Here is a 20,552-nt window from a genome sequence, read left to right on the forward strand (position 1 = left end):
GCTCACGTGGCGAAGCGCCGGCCGAGCAGCCATAACGCCGTGGCCAGGCCGCCGATGGGGATCTCGGCGACGAAGACGAACGCGCGGTAGAGCAGGACGCCGGCCATCGCCTCGGTGGGGTCCGCGCCGAGGGCGATGAGGATCGCGATGGTGCCCGCCTCGACCACGCCGGCGCCGCCCGGCGTGATCGCCGCGAGGGTCAGCACGCGCTCGGCGACGAGGCCGGCGAGCACCACCGGCACCGGCAGGTGTACGCCGATCGCGACCAGGCAGAGCCAGAGCAGCGCGCCTTGCAGCAGCCAGTACCCGGCCATGCCCCAGCTGAGCTCCGCCCACCGCCGCCGCACGAGCCGGTCGGTGCCGTCCAGCAGCGCGGCCGTCGCCGCCGTCCAGCCCGGCTCCGCCGTCGTGGCGCGTCTGCGCGGCCGCCGGGCCCACACCCGCTCGGCCAGCGTGACCAGGCGCAGCAGCGGCGCGGCCCGGCCCAGGAGGGCGGCGACGACGAGCATCCCGGCGGCGGCGCTGGCGGCCGCGCACCCCAGCCACAGCAGCCCGTGCCCGACCGGGCCCGCGTCGGCGAGCAGCAGCACGGCGACCGCGACCAGCGGCATCATGAGCTTCGCCACGAGGTCCCAGGCCTTCGAGACCACCACGAACCTGGCGAACTCCAGGCCGGTGTGCCCCCAGCCGCGGACCATGCCGAGGTTGAGCGCCGTGCCTGCCACGCCGCCGAGCGGCAGCACGTTGGCCACGGCGCTGCCGGACAGGTTCAGCGTCAGCGCCCGGCGGTGGCTGAGCCCGGGCAGCGACGCGGTGAGCACGCTCGTGTGCACCCACAGCCCGAGCAGCCACACCACGCCCAGCCCCAGCGGCCAGCGCCAGCCCAGGTGCGTGATCAGGTGCCATGCCTGCGACCACGAGGCGCCGACGGCCGACAGGTGCATCGCCGACCACACCACGATCGCGACGCCCACCAGCAGCAGCGCCGCCCGGCGCCCGCGGCCCGGCGCGGCATCGCGCGGCGCGTCCTCTAAGCTCCCCGTCCGGCCCATGTGGTCCTCCCCCGTGCGCCACCGGTTGTCGAGTCGCTCAAGGTCGCAGACGGCTGCTGAAAGAACGCTGAATGACTTCGGTGACCGATTGCGACGCCGGTCATGGCGTACACAACGGAAATCCGGACCCGCCGCAGCCGTTTCTGATCGGAGCCACGGCGGGGTGCGAGCCATTTGACAAGTATTGACAGATCTCGTGATTCGCGAGAACCTTCACGAGCGTCGATTTCGGCGGTCGGCGGCCACTCACCGGTTGACCGAACGGAGCGACGTGAGAAGGCTGCTGTGCAACGCCCTGGCCGCCGTGGTTGCGGCCACCGTGACCGTCCTCGCCGCCGGGGCACCCGCCCGGGCCGCCGTGCCCACCGACCTGACGACCCTCGTCAACCCGATGATCGGGACGCAGAAGGAGGGCAACACCTTCCCCGGCGCGGCCCTGCCGTTCGGGATGGTGCAGGTCAGCCCCGACACCGGCTGGGCCACCGGCTACAACTACGACCAGACAAAGATCTGGGGCTTCTCGCAGACGCACCTGTCCGGCGTCGGCTGCCCGGTCGCCGGCGAGGTGCCGCTCATGCCGACGGTCGGCGCGGTCGCCTCCAGCGACCCCAACGCCTACGGGCAGGCGCTCAACCATGCCCAGGAGCAGGCCGCCCCGGGCTACTACCGCGTCGGGCTCCCCAGCGGCGTCACCACCGAGCTCACCGCGACGCTGCGCACCGGCTGGCAGCGGTACACCTTCCCGGCCGGCACCCAGTCCAACGTGCTGTTCAACACCGCCCAGGCGCGCGGCCAGGCGACCGGCGCGAGCAGCTCCTCGGTGTCGATCGTGGGCAGCGACACGGTCGAGGGGTCGGTGACCACGACCGGCTTCTGCGCCCCGTCGCCGGCGCACACGGTGTACTTCACCGCGCAGTTCAGCCGCCCGTTCGCCGCGTTCGGCACGTGGTCCGGCTCGACGTTCAGCGCGGGGTCACGCTCTTCCAGCGGCAGCGGTGCCAAGGGCGGCTGGGTGCGCTTCGACACGAGCGCCGACCGGGCGGTGACGGTGAAGGTCGGGCTGTCCTACACCGGCCCGGCGGGGGCGCGGGCCAACCTGGCCGCGGAGACGTCGTCCGCGGGGTTCGACTTCGACACGGTACGGCAGGCCGCCCGCGACACCTGGAACGCCAAGCTGCACAAGATCGAGGTGGACGGCGGCACCACGGACCGGCAGGTCGCCTTCTATACGTCGCTGTACCACGCGCTGCTGCACCCCAACCTCGCCGGCGACGTGGACGGCACCTACCGCGGCTTCGACAACGCCATCCACACCGCCGCGGGGTACACGCCCTACCAGACCTTCTCGCTGTGGGACACCTACCGCGCGCAGAACCAGCTCGTCGCAATGCTGGAGCCACAGGTGGCCCGCGACTCCGCGCTGTCGCTGCTGTCCGTCGACCGGGAGCTGGGCTGGCTGCCCCGCTGGGCGCTGGCCAACACCGAGACCAACACAATGACCGGCGACCCGGTCACGCCCTTCCTGGTCGACCTCTGGGCCCGCGGCCTGCTGTCCGGCTACGAGGAGCAGTTCTACGCCGCGCTGCGCAAGAACGCGCTGGGCACCCCGCCCGCCTCGACCGGGCTCAACGGTCGCAACGGCAACCCGTACTACGCCGCGCTCGGGTACATCCCGACCGGCGTGGTGTGCAACCCGACGGCGTTGTTCGACCACGACTGCCAGTACCCGAGCTCGGCGACCCTGGAGTACGCGGCCGCCGACTCCGCCCTCGCCATCATGGCCCGGGCGCTCGGGCACACCGCCGACGCCGACCTGCTCGCCGCGCGCGGGCAGAACTACCGCAACCTGTTCGACCCGTCGATCGGGTTCTTCCGGCCGCGTAACGCGAATGGGGTCTTCGCCACGCCGTACTCGCCCACCGACGGCGCGCACACGTTCCACGAGGCCGGCGCGTACCAGTACCAGTGGCTCGTGCCGCAGGACCCCGACGGCCTCGTGGCGCTGCTCGGCGGCAGGGCGGCCGCGAACACCCGCCTCGACCAGTTCTTCGCCTACGGCGACCTGCTCGCCGACCCGTCGGGCACGGCGCGCAACAAGTGGGTCAACGGCGCCTACGACTACTACAGCTTCACCACGTACAACCCGAACAACGAGCCGGACCTGCTCGCGCCCTACACCTACCTGTGGACCGGCCAGCCCTACAAGACCGCGACGGTACTGCGGGCCGCCTTCACGCTCTTCGCCAACGGCCCCAACGGCGTCACCGGCAACGACGACCTCGGCACCATGTCGGCCTGGTACGTGTTCGCGTCGCTGGGCCTGTATCCGCTCATGAACGGCGCGAACTTCTACGGCGTGAGCACGCCCCAGTTCCCCACGGCGCGGCTCACCGTCGGATCGTTCGGGTCCCAGCAGGGCGGTACCGTCACGATCTCCGCCCCCGGCGTCACCGACGCGAACCGCTACATCGCCACCGCGGCCCTCGGCGGCACCGCCTTCACCCGCACCTGGCTCTCGCAGGCCGACCTCGCCCACGGCGCCACGATCGCCTACACCGTGGCCGGCGCCCCCGGAACCTGGGGCACGGCGACCGCCGACGCCCCGCCGTCGTCGAACCACACCACCCCACCAGCCCCGCAGCCGAACCTGGCCCAGGGCCGCGCCGCGACCGGATCGGCCGCCTGCGCCGCCACGGAGGGGCCGGACAAGGCCGTCAACGGCAGCGTCACCGGCGGGAACACCGACAAGTTCTGCTCCCTGGCCGGGCCGGCCTGGCTGCAGGTCGACCTCGGCTCGCCGCAGTCGCTGACCCGGCTGGTCGTCAAGCACGCCGGCGCCGGCGGTGAGCAGGCGGTGTTCAACACCAGGGCGTTCACCATCCAGCTGTCCACCGACGGCAGCACCTGGCAGACCCCGGTCACGGTCGCGAACAACGCCGACCCGGTGACCACGCACGAGATCCCGGCCACGACCGCGCGCTACGTCCGGCTCAACATCACCGCGCCGACCCAGAACACCGACACCGCCACCCGGATCTACGAGCTGGAGGCGTACGGAGGCGGCACCGCGCCGGCCAACCTGGCGCTGAACCGCCCCGCCACCGGCACCACCGCGTGCGCGGCCACCGAGGGCCCGGAGAAGGCGGTCAACGGCAGCGTCACCGGCGGGAACGCGGACAAGTTCTGCTCCACGGTCGCCGGTGCCTGGCTGCGGGTGGACCTCGGCGCGACCCGCACGATCGGCCGCTTCGAGGTCGCGCACGCCCAGGCCGGCGGCGAGCCGGCCACGTACAACACGAAGGCGTTCACGATCGAGGTCTCCGCCGACGGCAACACCTGGACGAAGGTCGTCGACGTCACCGGCAACACGGCGGCGAACACCACGCACCCGGTCAGCGGCGTCTCCGGCCGGTACGTCAGACTCAACGTCGTCACGCCGACGCAGACCACCGACGCGGCGGCCCGCATCTACGAGCTGCGCGTGTTCGGGTGAGATCCGGGTGAGGCGACGGGTGATTCGTCTGCTCACCCGGTCCGGGCGGGATCGGCGAGCGCTGATGTGGCTTACGGTCGCCTCATGCCTCCGGCCCTTGTCCGCCCGTACGTCCGGGCCATTCCGGTCACCCATGTCGCACCCGCCCACCAGGGCCGCTCGTTCGTGCCGCCACCCCGGACGGCACCGCCCGACTACCGCCCGCGCCACTCCACCGCAGGGGACCCCGTCGCCCCGGCGCCGGCTCAGCCGGCCCCGTCGACCCGGCCGGCTGGGGCGGCGCGGGCGGTCGTGGCGGGGCGCCCGGGCAACCCGGGGCACTCGGCCCGGTCGGTGCGCCCGAAGCGGCGCCGGGCCCCCGCCCTCGCCTGGGGCGCGCTCCTGGTCACGCTCGCCGCGACCGGGATGTCGATGCGCCCCGGCGAGCTGCGGGAGGGCAACCTCACCGCCGCCGAGCCGGGGCGGCCGCAGATGGTGGTGGTCCCGGCGCCGGCCGCCGCCCCGGCGGTACCGCCGCGTGATCAGAGGGCCAAGCACCTCCCCGACGCCCCCGTCCGGCCCGAGAGCTGAGTGCCGGCGCTCATCGCGTCCCGTGAACGGGTGACTGTGCGGCGTCCGGGCTCATCTGTGCGGTACTGTGGGGGCTCGCGCACAGGGAGTGAGGTGACGCCGTGGCGGGCACCACCCTGGGCGGTCTGGCGTTGGGCGACCATGTGTGCCTCCTGCACGGCGGCCCGGTGGGCCGGTCCGGCGTGATCGAGGCGTTCATCCTGCCCGCGCTGGACAGCGGCGACAAGGTCATCTGCTGCACTACCCAGGTCACGCCGGCGGTCGTCGCCGAGGCCCTCGAGGCCGCCGACGGCCGCGCCCGTGAGGCACTGCGCAGCGGGCAGTTCGTGATCACCGACGCCCGGGAGAGCTACCTGCCCTCGGGTGCGTTCGACGCGGAGCGGGTCATCGACGACTGGCGCGAGGAGCTGGACCGCATCCGCGACGCCGGCTACCCGGGGGTGCGGGTGATCGGCGACATGAACTGGGCGGCGGAGCCGGTCCCCGGGACCGAGCGGCTGGCCTGGTACGAGGCCGAGATGAACCGGGTCTTCGCCGCCGGGTTCGCCTGCGTGGTCTGCCTGTACGAGCGCGGCACGTTCTCGCCGGCGCGCCTGCGGCAGTACATCCAGGCCCATCCCGGCACCGTCGAGCCGGGCGTCCCCCGCATCCCGCAGCTGCGGCTGCGCTACACCAGCGACCCGCGCGGCCTGGCGATCGCCGGCGAGGCCGACCTCGCCAACCGGGCGGCGCTGGCCGCCGTGCTGGCCGGCCTGCCCCACGACGTGCCCGGCGAGGGCCCGCTGACCATCGACGTGTCCGGCCTGACCTTCGCCGACGTGGGGACGGCGGCCGCCCTGCTGCGCTGCACCAGGGAGATCCCGCAGCTGCGCCTCACCGGCCTCAGCCCATACCTGAGCGACCTCCTCGACATGGTGGCACAGGCGACATGAGAGCGGGCGCGGCCGCGGGGCATCGGGGCCACTTTCACGAGACCGCCTTCTACGGCTCGGACGAGGAGTTCCTCGCCGTCGTGGCACCGTTCTTCACCGAGGGCCTCGCCGCGGGCGAGCCGATCGTCTCGGCGTTCGCCCCGCACAACCAGTCGATCGTGCGCTCCGTGTTCGGCGGCTGCGCCGGCATCCTGTTCGCCGACGCCGATGCCCACTACGCCAGCCCGGTCACCGCCATCCGCCGATACGGCGGGCTGCTCGCCGACTACGTGGCGGCCGGGGCCACCCAGGTCCGTCTCGCCGGCGACGTGCCCCACCCTGGCGTCGGCGTGCCGTGGGACTGGTGGGGCCGCTACGAGGCCGCCGTCAACCGCGTCTGGGACGACTTCCCGGTCTGGGGCCTGTGCCCGTACGACACCCGCACCACCCCCGACGACGTGCTCGACGAGGTGCGGCGCACCCATCCGCGGATCGTCACCACCGCCGGGCAGCACCACGCCAACCCCGACTTCGAGCCCATCGAGGACTTCCTGCGCGGCCGTGCCTGGTCGTGGCGCGACCCCGTCGAGGACACCGAACCGCTGGCGTGCCTCACCGACCCGGCCCCCGCGGCCGTCCGCGCCACCGTTGTCGCCACGGCCACGGCCGCCGGGGTGCAGGCGTTCGAGGTGCGGGGCATGACCCTCGCCGCGACCGAGGCCGTCACGAACGCCATCGTCCACGGCGCGCCGCCGGTCGAGGTCCGCGTGTGGGCCGCCTCCGGCCGCATCGTCGTGGCGGTCACCGACCACGGCCCGGGCCTGTCGGACCCGCTCGCCGGCATGCGGCCGACGGGCGCGGCGACGGGCGGCCTGGGCCTGTGGGTGGCCCACCAGGTTTGCGCGTTCGTGTCCATGCAGCACCGCGACGGCGCCTTCACCGTCCGCCTGGTCGCCGGCCGGCCCCACCCCTGACCGCCGCCGGGCCGGCGCACCCGCCGGCCCGGCCCCGCGAACCGTGCTACTGGTTCCAGACCTGGAACTCCGAGAGCTGGCCCGCCGGCCAGCCGGTGTTCGCGCCGATCGTCACCCGCCAGTACCGCTGCGTCGCCGCGGGGAAGGTGATCGTGACGGTGTTGTTCGACGCGGGGGAGAACGTGTACGTCGCGGACGCCGCCACCGTGACGAACGACGATCCGTCGGCCGAGGCCTGCAGCGTCAGCGTCTGGTTGCGGGAGCCCCACGACGCCGGCAGCTGCAGCACGACCCGGCTGGCCTGGCGGGCCGAGCCCAGGTCGACCTGGACCCACTGCGGGAACGCGTTGTTGGCGCTCTCCCAGTAGCTGCCCTGGTTGCCGTCGGTGACGTTCGACGAGGCGTACGCCTGGTTGTGCGACGACTCGGTGGTCGGCCGGCCCGCGGCCAGGTTCGTCGGGGTCGTCGCGCCGGCCGCGGTGAACTGCAGGCTGTTGATGTTCCAGCCGCCGTTGTCCTCGGCGAGGGTCAGCACCTGGGTGCCGGCCGGCAGGGTGAGCGTCGCGGTGACGGTGGCCCAGGTCTGCCAGCCGCCGGTCGCCGGGAGGTTCACCGCGCCGGTGAGGTTGGTGCCGGAGGCGTCGGCCAGGTGCAGGGCGCCGGTCACGGCACTCGGCGCGGCGACCCGGGCACTGAGCGTGTAGGCACCCGCGGCGGCCACGTTGACGGTGTAGCGGAACCACTGGCCACCGCTGGTCCAGCCGAGGTTGTAGCCGCCGCCGGTGTCGGAGGTGGCCTCCAGGTCGACACCGTCGGCGCGGTAGGCGTTGCCGGAGCCGTTGACCGACGTGACGTTGTAGGCCAGGCCCTGACCGCCGGTGTCGTAGTTCTCGGCCTGGACCGTGCCGGGGATCGCGGCGGGGGTGCCGCCGTACGGGGCCTGGACCGGCCCGCCGCCGCCCTGCCAGCTGTTGCCGCTCAGCGTCGCGGCGAAGCCGCCGGAATTGTTCAGGTACGCCGACGCCCCGGCACGCAGCCCGGTGACCGTGTTGCCGGTGATGGCGGCCGAGCCGCTCGGCGCCGGGTAGAACGGCGGCGCGACGACGATCCCGTTGCGCCACGGCGACGTGACGGTGTTGTTCTGCAGCTGGGTGTTCGTCGACGTGGAGAAGCCGATGCCGTCGTAGAGCGCGTCGACGACGGTGTTGTTGGTGACGGTGACCCGATCGACGACGCCGACGTTCTGGCCGTCACCGCCGTTGCCGACCTGCAGCGCCGGCTGGCCCTGGTTGTAGCCGTTGCCGCCGGAGCGCGTCACGACGTTGCCGTTGACGGTGGCGCCGAGCAGGTCGCTGCCGTTGACGCCGAACCGGCCGGCGCCGAGGCCGATGTAGCGCGCCGTGTCGCTGATCGCGTTGTACTGCACGTCGTGCCCGCTGCCGCCGTAGATGCCGATGCCCTTGCCGCCCCACGGCGCGATCACCGTGTTGCGGGTGAACGACGCGTTGGACATCGGGGTGTAGTACGTCCGGTTGCCGTTGCCGTCGGTGTTGTAGTTGACGGAGTTGATGGCTATGCCGTCGTCGCCGGTGCCGCGCACGAAGTTGTTCGTCGCGGACAGGTTGTTGCCGACCGAGTTGTTCAGCGAGACGTTGTTGAGGTTGATGCCGTCGGCCCAGATCGTGGTGAGCCGGCTGTTGCGGACAGTACCGCCGGTGCCGGAGGCCCAGAAGCCCGACAGGGTGTGCTGGGTCCAGATGTTGTCGGCGACCCAGTTGGTGCCGGTGGTGTCCATCGCGCCGCCGGCGCCGTCGGCCGTGGCCCGGCTGGTGGCGTTGGAGTCGACGTGGAAGTCCTTCACCGTGCACGACGTCACCTGGAAGATCGCGCCGAGCGGGGTGTTGTTCGGCAGCGGTACCGCGCGATAAACGGTGCTGTACCAGGGCCCCGCGCCGGCGATGGTGATCCCCTGCGCGTGCAGGCCGTTCGTGCCCTTCAGGTAGAACGTCCCGGCCGGGATCCACAGGATCCTCCCCTGGGCCTGCGCCTGGTCGATGCAGTTCTGGATGGCCGTGGTGCTGTCCACGCCCGCGTTGTCGGGCACCGCGCCGCAGGAGGTGATGGAGATGGAGTTCGCCGGCTGGGCGATGGGCCCCGGCGGGTTCTCCACGTCGACGACGTCGATGTCGTAGTACGACGCGGTGTTCGCGGCGTCCTTCTGCAGCGTGAACGTGGCGCCCGGCGCGATCGGCGCTCCGGTGACGAACGTGCTGGCCTCGTCGAAGAAGACGCGCGGATTGCCGTCGGCGGGGTTCTGGTCGCTGCTGTCGTTGTAGTGGTTGTTGCCCTCGTAGACCCAGGTCTGCTTCGAGCTGAGGTTGAGGGCCTGGCGGAACGCGCCGTCGACGTACAGGTTGAGCGTGGCGGTGATCCCGCCGCCGGTGGGAGAGTCCGGGATGCTCGCGCGCACGACGAGCGCGCTGATCGGGCGGCCGGTGGTGTTCGTCCACTGCACGCGCTGGCCGGGGCCGGCCAGGTGTACGTACGCGTGGCCGGACGCCTCCAGGGCGGGACTGGAGTACTGCGTGGTCGGCGCAGCGGTCAGCGACACGGTGGTGGCGCCGCCGCCGGGCGTGCCGGCCTCGGCCTCGTAGCTGGTGAAGGGTGTGCTCGCCCCAGCGGCCGGGCCGGCGGCCGTGGCCGGTGCCGGCGGTGCGGCCACGAGCAGCGCGCCGGCCAGGGCGGCGGCGGCCGCCGGGGCCAGCGCGCGACGCGCGGCATTGATCGATGGTTGTCTCATCGGAGTCCTCCTCGGACCTGCGGTACGTAGCGGCGTACCTCGCGGTCCGTGAGCGCACCGCCGACGCGCGGTTCGGAACGCGACTGACGCAAGTATTTGCATACAACGCTTCGAACTGTCGCCCGTCAAGAGTCATCTTTCGCAGCGTCCTCGGCAAAAATTCGACTATCCCCGGACGGTGGTGGACCGGCGCGTGCCCTTACGCGTCGAATGAGAAGACGATCATGTCCAGCATGGGGATGCCGTCCTCGTGGATGGGCGGCCGGACAGCGCACGACGGCCGCGCCGACGAGCGCACCGCCCTCGCGCGCCGCGGATCCGCTCGTCGCCCTCCTCGGCGTCGCGCAGGATCGGCACGAGCCCCTCGGCCGCGGCCCGGTCCACCGCGACCAGCTCGAACGGCGGCGTCATGCGGCCTCCTTCGTCGGGAACCGCCAGGCTGGCACCCGTTCGCCGATGAGCTCAACCGATAAACGCCCGGGCCGCGTTGCGGCGAACCCTCACCTCGGTGGGGTACCCTCGCCGCCGCGATCGGTCGCGGAGGTCGAGTCCGGCGCTCACCCGGGCATGAGGCTCGGGCCGCTCGGGCGCTGATCGCCCCGCGCGAGGTGCACGATGGTGGCGTGGCCGTGGACGTGCTGACCCAGATCGAGATCGGCCGGCCGCGCGACGTCGTCGCCGCGTACGCCGCCGATCCGGGCAACGCCCCGCAGTGGTACGCCAACATCGACTCGGTCGAGTGGCGCACCGCGCCGCCCGTGCGCCTCGGCTCGCGGGTGGCGTTCGTGGCCCGCTTCCTCGGCCGGCGGCTCGTCTACACCTACGAGATCGTCGAGTACACCGCCGCCGAGCGGCTGGTGATGCGCACCGCCGAGGGGCCGTTCCCGATGGAGACCACGTACACGTGGGCGGACCACCCCGGCGGCGGCACCCTGATGACCATGCGCAACCGCGGCGAGCCGGCCGGCCTCGGCCGCCTCGCGGGGCCGTTGGTCGCGCTGGCGGTGCGCGCCGCGAACCGCAAGGACCTCGCCGCCCTGCGCCGCCGCCTTGAGCGGGGCTGAGTACGAGCGTCCCCACGGTGAGGGCTCACGTATCGCGACTGCTCGCCAAGCTGGCGTTGAACAACCGCGTGCGGATCGCCCTGCTCGTCCACGACGCCGTCGGCTGAAGAGCCGTCGACGGGGGTGTCAGCCGCCGAGCGAGGCGAAGAAGTCGCCGAAGCCGTTGGCGATGTCGAGGAGGCTGCCGCCGATGGAACCCACCACGTTGGCCGCGGACTGCGGACGGTACGCGACGAAGAACACCAGGAACGCCAGGCCACCCCATCTGAGGATCTTCTTGACCATGGTCGCCTATTCCTCCCCATCCGGACGCTGGACATTCAGCGTAGCCGATCTGTGACACTCAGTGAAGCTGCTCCGTGCGGTACGCAATGACGATCGCAACACACTGAGGGCATTCACGGGGGGTTCACTCAGGCCGCGCCGGACTGCGCGCGATGGGCGTGCGGCTCAGCCAGGGCGAGGGGACGACCGGGTCGTAGACTCGGCACCCGTGGCGTACGACGAGGTGCTGGCCGACCGCCTCCGCGAGCGGTTGCGGGACCGCTTGGGCGTGGCGGAGAAGCGCATGTTCGGCGGCCTGGCGTTCCTCACCGACGGCAACATGACCGTCGGCATTCACGGCGACGACCTGATCGTCCGCCTGAGCCCCGAGACCGGCGACGCCGCCCTGACCGGCCCCGGCACCCGCCCGTTCGACATTACCGGCCGCCCGATGCGCGGCTGGATCCTGGTCGCCGGCGACCATCTCGACGACGCGGACCTCGACCGCTGGCTCGCCGAGGCCACCGCCTTCGTCGCCACCCTGCCGCCGAAGTGACGCGACCGGGCACACGCGCGGATCTCAGCCGCCGTTGCGCCGGCCTGGACGGCCGGGGCTGGGCCGCGCTCCGCGGACCGCTCCCGCGCCGTGTGAGCACGGCCAGCGCGGTGCCGGCGAGCACGGCCAGCGCCGTGCCGGCGAGCACCCTGACGGCCGTCGGTGGTCGACCAGCCGGTGACCGGTATCGCCGGGCCGCCGTCGGGCACGCCGACGCTGTGCGTGCCCGCCATGGCAGGGGACCCGCCGTGGCCCGTCACCGCCGCGCGCGGCGTCGTCGGCAGCGTCATCAGGAAGCCCGGCGCCATGCCGGCCAGCGACACGGTGAAGCCAACCGGGTGGCGGAGCGCACGACCCGGGTCGGTGTTGTCCTTACTCGCCGCCCCGAGGCCCGATCAGCCCGGCAGGATCTCGAAGCCGGCCCGCAGCAGGTCGGCGGGCTTGGAGCTGCGCCCGACGAGCAGCTCGAAGCGGCCCGGCTCGACGACCCGGCGCCCGTCGGCGGTGACCAGCGAGCACGCCGCCGCCGGCAGTTCGACCTCGACCTCGATCCGCTGCCCGGGCTCGACGGTGACCTGGCGGAACGCCTTCAGCTCGCGCTCGGCCCAGGTGACGCTGGTGACGAGGTCGCTGACATACACCTGCACGGTCTCGATCGACGGCCGGGCGCCGGTGTTGGCCACCGTGACCCGGGCCCGCACGGTCCCGCCGACCGGCACCCGGTCGCGCTCGACGCGCAGGTCCGAGTATTCGACCGTGGAATACGACAGGCCCTCGCCGAAGGCGAACAGCGGCTCCTGGGTCAGATCGGCGTAGCGGTCGCCGTGCTGGCCGCGGATCTGGTTGTAATACACCGGCAGCTGCCCGGCGTGCCGGGCGAACGAGATCGGCAGGCGCCCGGCCGGCTCGATGAGCCCCAGCAGCAGCTCGGCGACGGCCCGGCCGCCCTGCATGCCCGGGTTGAACGCCTCGACGATCGCGGCGACGCCGTCGGCCGACGGCGGCAGGGTCGACGGCTTGGACTGGATCAGCACGACGATCACCGGCCGGCCGGTGGCGACGAGTGCGTCGAGCAGCGCGTGCTGGCCGCCCTGCAGCTCCAGCGTCGCCGTCGACTTGCCCTCGCCGGTCAGCGCCACGTTGTCGCCGAGCACCGCCACGACGGCGTCGCTGGCCTCGGCGAGCGCGACGGCCTCGGCGATCGCGGCCGGGTCGGCGGGCGCGGGCTGGAACAGCGGCGGGCGGGGCTGGCCGTCGGGGAAGTGGCTGCCGGCGGGGTCAGGCTGCAGGCTGCCGATCTGCGCGCCCGGGGCGTGCGCGACCGTCCAGCCCTGCGGGGCCAGCGCGCGCAGCCCGTCGAGCACGGTCGTGATCGTCTCCCGCGGCTGCCCGTCCGGCATCCAGTCGACCTGGCCTGAGGCGCCGGCCCAGTCGCCGAGCTGGGCGTGCGGGTCGTCGGCGTTGGGGCCGACGACCGCGATGCGCCGGGCCGCACCCGACAGCGGCAGCGTGCCATCGTTGCGCAGCAGCACCAGCGAGCGGCGGGTGAGCCGCAGGTTGAGCTCGGCGTGCGGGGCGCTGCCGATGACCGCGGCCTGGCGCTGCGGGTCGGCGGCGCGGGGGTTCTCGAACAGGCCCAGCTCGAACTTCAGGCGGAGGATGCGCCGCACGGCCGCGTCGATCTTCGTCTCGGCGAGGCGGCCCTCGGCGACGGCCTGCTGCGCGGCCTCGAAGAAGACCGGGGTGGTCATGATCAGGTCGTTGCCGGACTCGACCGCGACGACGGCGGCCTCCACGTCGTCGGCGCAGACCTTCTGCTCCCAGACCATCCGCCCGACGTTGTCCCAGTCGGTGACGAGGGTGCCGGGGAAGCCCCACTCGCGCTTGAGCACGCCGTCGAGCAGCCAGCGGTTGGCGGTGACCGGGACGCCGTCGATCGCCTGGTATCCGAGCATGAACGTGGCGCAGCCGGCCTGCACCGCGCGCTCGAACGGCGGCAGGAACCAGGAGCGCAGCTTGCGGGGCGTGAGGTCGGCCTCGCTGGCGTCGCGACCGCCCTGGGTCTCGGAGTAGCCGGCGAAGTGCTTGGCGGTGGCGAGGACCGCGGTGGTGTCGCCCAGGCCGCCGCCCTGGTATCCCCGGATCATCGCGGCGCCGAACTCCCCGACGAGGTGCGGGTCCTCGCCGAACGTCTCGTCGACGCGCCCCCAGCGCAGGTCGCGGGCGACGCACAACACCGGCGAGAACGTCCAGTGCAGCCCGGTCGTGGAGATCTCGGTCGCGGTCGCGCGCGCGGCACGCTCGACCAGCTCCGGGTCCCAGGTGCAGGCCATGCCGAGCTGGGTCGGGAACACGGTCGCGCCCGGCCAGAACGCGTGGCCGTGGATGCAGTCGTCGGCCATGAGCAGCGGGATGCGCAGCCGGGTGGCTTCCACCAGGGCCATCGCCTCGCGGATGCGGTCCGGGGAGGCGTGCAGCAGCGAGCCGGCCGTCCTCTTCAGCACCGCGTCGGCGAGGTCGAGCCGGGCGTCGAGCTGCAGCATCTGGCCGACCTTCTCGACGAGGGTCATTCGCCGGACGAGATCCTCGACGCGCTCCTCGACCGGCAGGGCCGCGTCCTGGTACGGGAGTCTCTCGGTCACAGTCGTCACGATCCGTCGTCCTCTGCCAGCTTGCTCGAAACTTTTTCCGGTGTTTCCGGTTGATAGGGACGTTATTGGTAACCTAGGCTGCTGTCAATGCGCGAAACTGTTTCGGGAGGCGGCATGGGCGACCAGCATCCGCGCGTCACGCTGGAGGACGTCGCCCTGGCCGCCGGGGTGTCGAAGGCCACTGCGTCGAAGGTGCTCAACGGGCGCCCCAACGTCGATCCGCGGACCCGTCGCAGGGTCGAGGAGACGATCATCGCGCTCGGCTACGTGCCCAGCACCGGCCCCCGCGAGGCACAGGCCGACACCTCCGTCGACGTCGTGTTCGACTCGATGGTCAGCATGTATTCCCTGCAGGTGCTCAACGGCATCCTGACCGCGGCCCGCGACCTCGGCGTCGAGGTCGTCGTTGACGTGCTTGACCAGGCCGGCGGGTCGGGCACGCCGCTGAGCGACGCGTGGCTGATGCGCTCCGCCGCCCGCCGCCGCCTAGGCGTCATCGTCGTGTCGCTGGCCCTCACCGCCGGCCAGGTCCGCACGGTGGAGGAGCTCGGCCTGCCGCTGGTCTCGGTGGACCTCACCGGCCCGCTCGGCGCCGGCCTGGCCAGCGTCGCCTCGACCAACTTCGCCGGCGGGACGCAGGCGACCGAGCACCTGCTGGCGCTGGGCCACCGGCGCATCGGCTTCGCCGGCCTGCCCGCGCAGATCGCGGCGTCGCGGGAGCGGCTGCACGGCTACCGCAACGCCCTCGAACTGGCCGGCGTCGAGGCCGACCCGTCCCTGGTCGTGCACGGCGGCTTCTCCGCCGAGGCCGGCTGCCGGATGGCCCTGGAGCTGCTGCGCCTGCCCGACCCGCCGACCGCGATCTTCGCCGCCTGCGACGGCACCGCGTTCGGCGTGTTCGAGGCGGCCCGGCGGCTGGGCCGCCGGGTGCCGCAGGAGCTGTCCATCGTCGGCTTCGACGACGTCGAGCCGGCCAAGCTGTCCTCGCCGCCGTTGACCACGGTTCACCAGCCGATCGCGGACATGGGCCGGGTCGCCATGCGCACCCTGCACACCATGGCCCGCGGCGGCGTGCCCGACTCGCTGCACATCCAGCTCGCCACCCACCTGGTGGTCCGCGAGTCGACCGCCCCTCCGCCGGGCGGGCAGTGCCCGGGGACGCCGCCGGTCAGCTGACCGTCCACCATGAGGACGGCCTGGTCGCGGGTTCGCGGATGCCGCTTTCCGGGATCCCGCCGCCTGCCCTGAAACCGCCCGGCCGGCCTCCGGACCGGGCATCCTGGAAGGGTGCGGCCGACAGCGACCGAGGAGGAGCGATGCACGCAAACGTCGGAGATCGCCTGATCGTCGAGGGCGCTCACGTCGGTGACGCCCGCCGCGAGGGCGTCATCACCCAGGTGCGGCGCGACGACCACACGCCGCCGTACACCGTACGCTGGCTCGACGGGCACGAGGGCCTGGTCTTCCCGGGCCCGGACGCCCACGTCGTGCCGGCGGAGTCAACCGAGTCCCGCTGACCGCCGTCGGGGGGGTGCGCCGGCGCCAGGTCGGGGCCGGACAACGCCGGGCGCGTCTGCGCCCGGCGGGCCCTCGTGACGGGTGCGGCGGGTGGCCTCGGCGTGCGCGCCACCTGACCGGCGGGCCGCGGCTACGTGGGAATGGCGGTGATGCGGGCCAGGCGCTGCGGGGTCGGCCAGCGCACGTTCCAGGCCCAGCCGGCCTTCTCGAACAGCCAGATGACGCGGGCCGAGACGTCGACCTGGCCGGGCAGCACGCCGTGGCGGGCGCAGGTCGGGTCGGCGTGGTGCAGGTTGTGCCACGACTCGCCCATGCTCAGCAGGGCGAGCGGCCAGAAGTTCGCGGAGCGGTCGCGGGCGGCGAACGGGCGCTCGCCGATCATGTGGCACACGGAGTTCACCGACCAGGTCACGTGGTGCAGGGCGGTGACGCGGACGAGGCCGGCCCAGAAGAAGGCCGTCACCGCGCCCTGCCAGCTCCAGCTGATGAGGCCGCCGAGCAGGGCCGGTGCGGCGAGGGTGACGATCGTGAGCGGGCCGAACAGCCGGTGCACGAGGCGGATGTCGCGGTCGGCCAGCAGGTCGGGGGCGAAGCGCTCCTGGTTGGTCAGGTCGCGCTCGAGCACCCAGCCCAGGTGCGCGTGCCAGAAGCCGCGCACCAGCGCCCCGGGGGAGGTGCCGAACAGCCACGGCGAGTGCGGGTCGCCCTCCTTGTCGGAGAAGGCGTGGTGGCGGCGGTGGTCGGCGACCCAGTGCAGGATCGGGCCCTGTACCGACATGCTGCCAACGATGGCCAGGCCGATGCGCAGGGCGCGCTTGGCCTTGAAGGCGCCGTGCGTGAAGTACCGATGGAAACCCACCGTCGTGCCGAGACACGTCACGGTGTAGAAGGCCGCGGCCAGGATGACGTCCAGCCAGGCCAGCCCCCAGCCCCAGGCGAGCGGGACCGCCGCGAGCAGCGCCAGGAACGGGATGATGACGAACGCGTAGACCGCGACGTGCGCCGGGATGGGGCGCTTGCGGCCGAGGAGGGGCTTCACCGCCGTGGTCATGCGCGGACCGTAGCCGCCGGTCATGGCTGGTACCCCGCGAACAGGATGCCAGCCCACGACGCTCAGGTGACGTGATTGGCGCGTTCCCGCCACGGTGTGATCGACATCGCGTACCTCACGCTCCGCTGCTCGATGCTCTGCGCATTCACTGAGTGCCCGCCTCGACCGGCCGGGACGCGGCGTCCGGCAAGCCGTCGGTGTCGTGGCGAGCGGGGTCGTCCCCAGGCCCTAACGTACTGACTAGGCTTGTCAGGGGACCGCCAGAGACGCCGGTCACGTTCCGGAATCGTTGCTGCGCGTTCCGGTTGACTCGTAATGTCACGGCGGAGTCCGACGGAGAGGCATCCCATGTCCAGCGACACGGTCCTGCAGGAATCCGACAACCGGCACGCCCCGCCGGCGACGGTGGTCATCTTCGGCGCCTCCGGAGACCTGACGCGCCGCAAGCTGATCCCCGCGATCGAGAGCCTGGCCCGGCACGGCCGGCTCACCGAGCGGTTCGCGGTCGTTGGCGTGGCCCGCACCCCCATGGACGACGAGCGGTTCATCCACAACGTGCTGGGCGACCGTGGACTGTCCGGCATGCCGCAGCTGACCGGTGGGGTGCGCTACATCGCCGGCGGCTACGACGATCCCGAGACCTACAAGAACCTGTCGGTGCTGCTCGACGAGCTCGACGAGCAGCGCGGCACCGCCGGCAACCGGGTGTTCTACCTGTCCACCCCGGCCGAGGCGTTCCCGCTGGTCATCAACGGCCTCGCCGGCGCCGGCCTGCACCAGGCCCGGGACGGCTCGTTCGCCCGGCTGGTCATCGAGAAGCCGTATGGGCACGACGAGGGCAGCGCCAGGCAGCTCGACCAGACCGTGCACGCCGCCTTCGAGGAGTCGCAGGTCTTCCGCATCGACCACTACCTGGGCAAGGACACCGTCCAGAACGTGCTCGCGCTGCGCTTCGCCAACGCGATCTTCCAGCCGATCTGGAACCGCACCTGGGTCGACCACGTGCAGATCACCGTGGCCGAGACCCTGGGCGTCGGCACCCGCGGCAGCTTCTACGAGCACGCCGGCGCGATGCGCGACATCGTGCAGAACCACGTGCTGCAGGTGCTCGCCCTGGCCCTCATGGAGCCCCCGGCGTCGTTCTCCGCCGAGGCGGTGCGCAACGAGAAGGTGAAGCTGCTGCAGGCGATCCGCCTGCCCCGGGGCCGCGACATCGACGACATCGCGGTACGCGGGCAGTACACCCGTGGCGGCACCCGCGAGGAACTCATGCCCGGCTACCGTGAGGAGCCCGGTGTCGACCCGCTCTCGCGCACCGAGACCTACGCGGCCCTGCGTCTCGACGTGGACAACTGGCGCTGGGCGGGCGTGCCCTTCTACGTGCGCACCGGCAAGCGGCTGCCCAGCCGTGTCACCGAGGTGGCGCTGCAGTTCCAGCGCCCGCCGCACCTGCCGATCCCCGACTCGCAACTGACCGAGCTGCAGCCGGACGCCCTGATCCTGCGCATCCAGCCGGACGAGGGCATCGCGCTGCGCTTCGGCGCGAAGGTCCCCGGCCACTCGTTCCGGGTCCGCTCGGCGAGCATGGACTTCTCATACGACAAGACGTTCCGCGAGGAGTCCCCGGAGGCGTATGAGCGCCTGCTGCTCGACGCGCTGATCGGCGACACGACCCTGTTCATCCGCTCCGACGAGGTCGAGCAGTGCTGGCGGATCGTCGATCCGATCATCGAGCGCTGGGCCGAGGACACGAGCCCGATCCCGACGTACGAGGCCGCTTCCTGGGGCCCGACGGATGCCAACCGGCTGATCGAGCGCAGCGGCCGCGCCTGGCGCAACACGGTGGCCTGACCCGGCCTGTTTCCCCGCGACCTCCTTCGACGCCTCACATTCGCCGCCGCGGCCAGGCGGGTCACCGCCTCGGCCGCGGCGCGGGAGTCGTCGGCGGCGTGCGGCGGGTCAGTCCCAGCGGGTGGCGTTGGCCTCGGACAGGGTGCCGGGGCGGTCCAGGACGACGCAGAAGTTCAGGCCGGCCGGATCGCGCATGACCTGCCAGTTCTCGGCGCGCTCCAGGCTGGTGGCGCCCAGCGCCTCCAGGCGGGCGACCTCCGCGTCCAGGTCGTCGGTGTGGAAGTCGAGGTGGATGCGGGCGGGGCCATCGCCGAGTTGCTGGACCAGCAGCAGCATGTCGTGGTTGGGCAGCTTCGCGCCGTTGAACTCCGGATACTTCGCCATGACCGGGAGGTCGGCGCCGGCCGCGTCCGACCAGAAGGCCACCGCGGCGGCGTGGTCGGGGCGCGGGGCGTCGATGACGATCGTGTACAGCCTGCTGAAGTGAGCCACGCACAGCAGTATGCGGCGGCAGAAGTCATCGAAAGCCCGCACGCGTCGAGCGGCCGGGTGCCCGGGCACACCGCGCCGCCGCCCTGGCGACAGCGGCCGCCGGCCCGCTTCGGCGGTAAGAATTCCGTAACGCCGGCGCAGAGCATAGGCACAAATGGCCTTTCCGAGCGGAGGGAACATGCGTGACATGCAGCAAGAGGTGACCGAGGCCATCCAGCAGATCGTCGCGTCCGGCCAGGAACGCGGGCTCCAGGTGGCGGTCTACCGGCACGGCGAACGAATCGTCGACGCGACCGCGGGCTACGCGGACACCGGTCGGCCCGTCACCTCTGACACGCTGTTCCACGTGACTTCGACCGGGAAGGGGCTCACGTCGACGGTCGTCCACGTTCTCGTGAAGGCCGGCGCGCTCAGCTACGACACACCACTCGTCGACCTGTGGCCGGAGTTCGCGGCCAACGGCAAGGACCGCACGACGGTCCGCGACGTGTTGACCCATTCGGCCGGTGTGCCGGCCGTGCCCGCGGATACGAGGCCGGAAGACCTCTGCGACTGGGACGAGATGTGTGGACGGATCGCCGGGGCGACGCCGTGGTGGGAGCCCGGGACGCAGACGGGCTACCACCCCCAGTCGTATGGTTACCTGCTCGGCGAGCTCGTCCGCCGGGCGACCGGGCAGAGCATCTCCACACAGATGCGGGAGCGTGTCGCCGGCCCGCTCGGGGTCGTTGACGAGTTGTACTTCGCGGTACCGCCGAATGAGCTCGGGCGGGTGGCTCGGCACGAGCAGGCCGACGGCGAGCACCTGACCGCGGAGATGGCGGCGGCGATGGCCGAGTCCGTCCCGTTCTTCCGCGTCCTCGACGGCTGGACAGCGGCGCCGCCGCATGCGATGCCCGACGCCGGCTACTGCAACCGGGTCGACGTGCTCACTTCCGAGATTCCTGCGGGCGGTGTGATGTCGGCACGTGCCATCGCTCGCATGTACGCGGCGTTGATCGGGCCTGTCGACGGCGTACGGCTGATCCCGCAAGACCAGTTCGCGCAGGTCAGTGCCGTCGAGGTGGGCGGAGTCGACGCGGTGCTCGGTTTCCCCGTCAAGCGGGGCCTCGGCTACGACGTCGGCTTCCAAGGCCCGCTCGACAGCCCCGCTCTCTTCGGTATGGCCGGCAGCGGTGGTACCGCCGCTTTCGCCGACCCGACCACGGGCATCGCGGTCGCCGTCGCGAAGAACCGGGTGACGGCCGGCGACTACACGTCATTTCTGGCGATCAGCGCCATTGTGGCGCGATATATCTGAGATCG

At 72.3% G+C, this 20,552-nt stretch carries 17 protein-coding genes and 1 pseudogene; 11 read left to right on the plus strand and 7 right to left on the minus strand.

From position 1 onward, the window contains the following. Positions 1-2 precede the first annotated feature (2 nt). Entirely contained in the window at positions 3-1,052 is a 1,050-nt protein-coding gene (locus tag AB0367_RS08035) for a lysylphosphatidylglycerol synthase transmembrane domain-containing protein (protein WP_366225467.1), read from the minus strand. Between the two features lie 271 nt (positions 1,053-1,323). Here AB0367_RS08035 and AB0367_RS08040 point away from each other — a divergent pair, with 271 nt between their 5' ends. The 4 genes from AB0367_RS08040 to AB0367_RS08055 all read left to right on the plus strand — a co-directional run bounded on the left by AB0367_RS08040 (position 1,324) and on the right by AB0367_RS08055 (position 7,000). Continuing rightward, entirely contained in the window at positions 1,324-4,545 is a 3,222-nt protein-coding gene (locus tag AB0367_RS08040) for a GH92 family glycosyl hydrolase (protein WP_366225468.1), read from the plus strand. 84 nt (positions 4,546-4,629) lie between these two features. Beyond that, complete coding sequence (locus tag AB0367_RS08045; RefSeq protein ID WP_366225469.1) at positions 4,630-5,115, plus strand: hypothetical protein; 486 nt, start codon at positions 4,630-4,632, stop codon at positions 5,113-5,115. Between the two features lie 101 nt (positions 5,116-5,216). After that, positions 5,217-6,047, plus strand: a complete 831-nt coding sequence (locus tag AB0367_RS08050; protein ID WP_366225470.1) for an MEDS domain-containing protein — start codon at positions 5,217-5,219, stop codon at positions 6,045-6,047. Continuing rightward, a complete protein-coding gene (locus tag AB0367_RS08055) occupies positions 6,044-7,000 on the plus strand; it encodes an anti-sigma factor RsbA family regulatory protein (protein WP_366225471.1) in 957 nt (318 codons plus the stop codon). Before AB0367_RS08050 ends, AB0367_RS08055 begins: the two co-directional genes overlap by 4 nt. Before the next feature lie 46 nt (positions 7,001-7,046). On the opposite strand, the gene AB0367_RS08060 is transcribed toward AB0367_RS08055, so the two are convergent. Beyond that, a complete protein-coding gene (locus tag AB0367_RS08060) occupies positions 7,047-9,800 on the minus strand; it encodes a carbohydrate-binding protein (protein WP_366225472.1) in 2,754 nt (917 codons plus the stop codon). Between the two features lie 222 nt (positions 9,801-10,022). Further along, on the minus strand, positions 10,023-10,211 hold the full coding sequence (locus tag AB0367_RS08065; protein WP_366225473.1) for a hypothetical protein: 189 nt from the start codon (positions 10,209-10,211) through the stop codon (positions 10,023-10,025). A gap of 212 nt (positions 10,212-10,423) precedes the next feature. Between AB0367_RS08065 and AB0367_RS08070 the strand changes: the two genes are divergently transcribed. Continuing rightward, the gene (locus AB0367_RS08070) at positions 10,424-10,864 is read left to right on the plus strand and encodes an SRPBCC family protein (RefSeq protein WP_366225474.1); all 441 of its coding nucleotides are present in this window, start codon (positions 10,424-10,426) and stop codon (positions 10,862-10,864) included. A gap of 5 nt (positions 10,865-10,869) precedes the next feature. Beyond that, positions 10,870-10,971 (plus strand): annotated as a pseudogene (locus AB0367_RS08075) (DNA-binding response regulator); the annotation flags it as partial. 19 nt (positions 10,972-10,990) lie between these two features. On the opposite strand, the gene AB0367_RS08080 reads toward AB0367_RS08075, so the two are convergent. Further along, positions 10,991-11,149: a hypothetical protein gene (locus AB0367_RS08080; RefSeq protein WP_366225475.1), complete on the minus strand. Its 159-nt coding sequence runs from the start codon at positions 11,147-11,149 to the stop codon at positions 10,991-10,993. A gap of 208 nt (positions 11,150-11,357) precedes the next feature. Between AB0367_RS08080 and AB0367_RS08085 the strand changes: the two genes are divergently transcribed. Beyond that, the gene (locus tag AB0367_RS08085; RefSeq protein WP_366225476.1) at positions 11,358-11,684 is read left to right on the plus strand and encodes a TfoX/Sxy family protein; all 327 of its coding nucleotides are present in this window, start codon (positions 11,358-11,360) and stop codon (positions 11,682-11,684) included. Between the two features lie 395 nt (positions 11,685-12,079). Here the strand turns inward: AB0367_RS08085 and AB0367_RS08090 are convergent, their stop codons facing one another. Next, the gene (locus tag AB0367_RS08090; RefSeq protein ID WP_366225477.1) at positions 12,080-14,326 is read right to left on the minus strand and encodes a glycoside hydrolase family 3 N-terminal domain-containing protein; all 2,247 of its coding nucleotides are present in this window, start codon (positions 14,324-14,326) and stop codon (positions 12,080-12,082) included. 96 nt (positions 14,327-14,422) lie between these two features. Here AB0367_RS08090 and AB0367_RS08095 point away from each other — a divergent pair, with 96 nt between their 5' ends. Together AB0367_RS08095 and AB0367_RS08100 are read left to right on the plus strand one after the other, a co-directional pair. Then, positions 14,423-15,511 carry a substrate-binding domain-containing protein gene (locus AB0367_RS08095; RefSeq protein WP_366225478.1) on the plus strand — a complete coding sequence of 363 codons (1,089 nt, stop codon included), beginning with the start codon at positions 14,423-14,425 and terminating at the stop codon, positions 15,509-15,511. Positions 15,512-15,651: 140 nt separating this feature from the next. After that, positions 15,652-15,852 (plus strand): DUF1918 domain-containing protein, encoded by a 201-nt coding sequence (locus AB0367_RS08100; protein ID WP_366225479.1) that lies wholly within the window; start codon positions 15,652-15,654, stop codon positions 15,850-15,852. A 131-nt stretch (positions 15,853-15,983) separates the two neighbouring features. Here the strand turns inward: AB0367_RS08100 and AB0367_RS08105 are convergent, their stop codons facing one another. Then, a complete protein-coding gene (locus AB0367_RS08105) occupies positions 15,984-16,904 on the minus strand; it encodes an acyl-CoA desaturase (protein ID WP_366225480.1) in 921 nt (306 codons plus the stop codon). Between the two features lie 348 nt (positions 16,905-17,252). Between AB0367_RS08105 and zwf the strand changes: the two genes are divergently transcribed. Continuing rightward, on the plus strand, positions 17,253-18,755 hold the full coding sequence (gene zwf / locus AB0367_RS08110) for a glucose-6-phosphate dehydrogenase (protein WP_366225481.1): 1,503 nt from the start codon (positions 17,253-17,255) through the stop codon (positions 18,753-18,755). A 108-nt stretch (positions 18,756-18,863) separates the two neighbouring features. Here the strand turns inward: zwf and AB0367_RS08115 are convergent, their stop codons facing one another. Beyond that, positions 18,864-19,247 (minus strand): VOC family protein, encoded by a 384-nt coding sequence (locus AB0367_RS08115; protein WP_366225482.1) that lies wholly within the window; start codon positions 19,245-19,247, stop codon positions 18,864-18,866. Positions 19,248-19,434: 187 nt separating this feature from the next. Here AB0367_RS08115 and AB0367_RS08120 point away from each other — a divergent pair, with 187 nt between their 5' ends. Continuing rightward, positions 19,435-20,547 carry a serine hydrolase domain-containing protein gene (locus tag AB0367_RS08120; protein ID WP_366225483.1) on the plus strand — a complete coding sequence of 371 codons (1,113 nt, stop codon included), beginning with the start codon at positions 19,435-19,437 and terminating at the stop codon, positions 20,545-20,547. The last annotated feature ends 5 nt before the right edge of the window (positions 20,548-20,552 follow it).

Origin of the sequence: Dactylosporangium sp. NPDC051484, assembly GCF_040689395.1 — a bacterium.
GTDB lineage: Bacteria > Actinomycetota > Actinomycetes > Mycobacteriales > Micromonosporaceae > Dactylosporangium.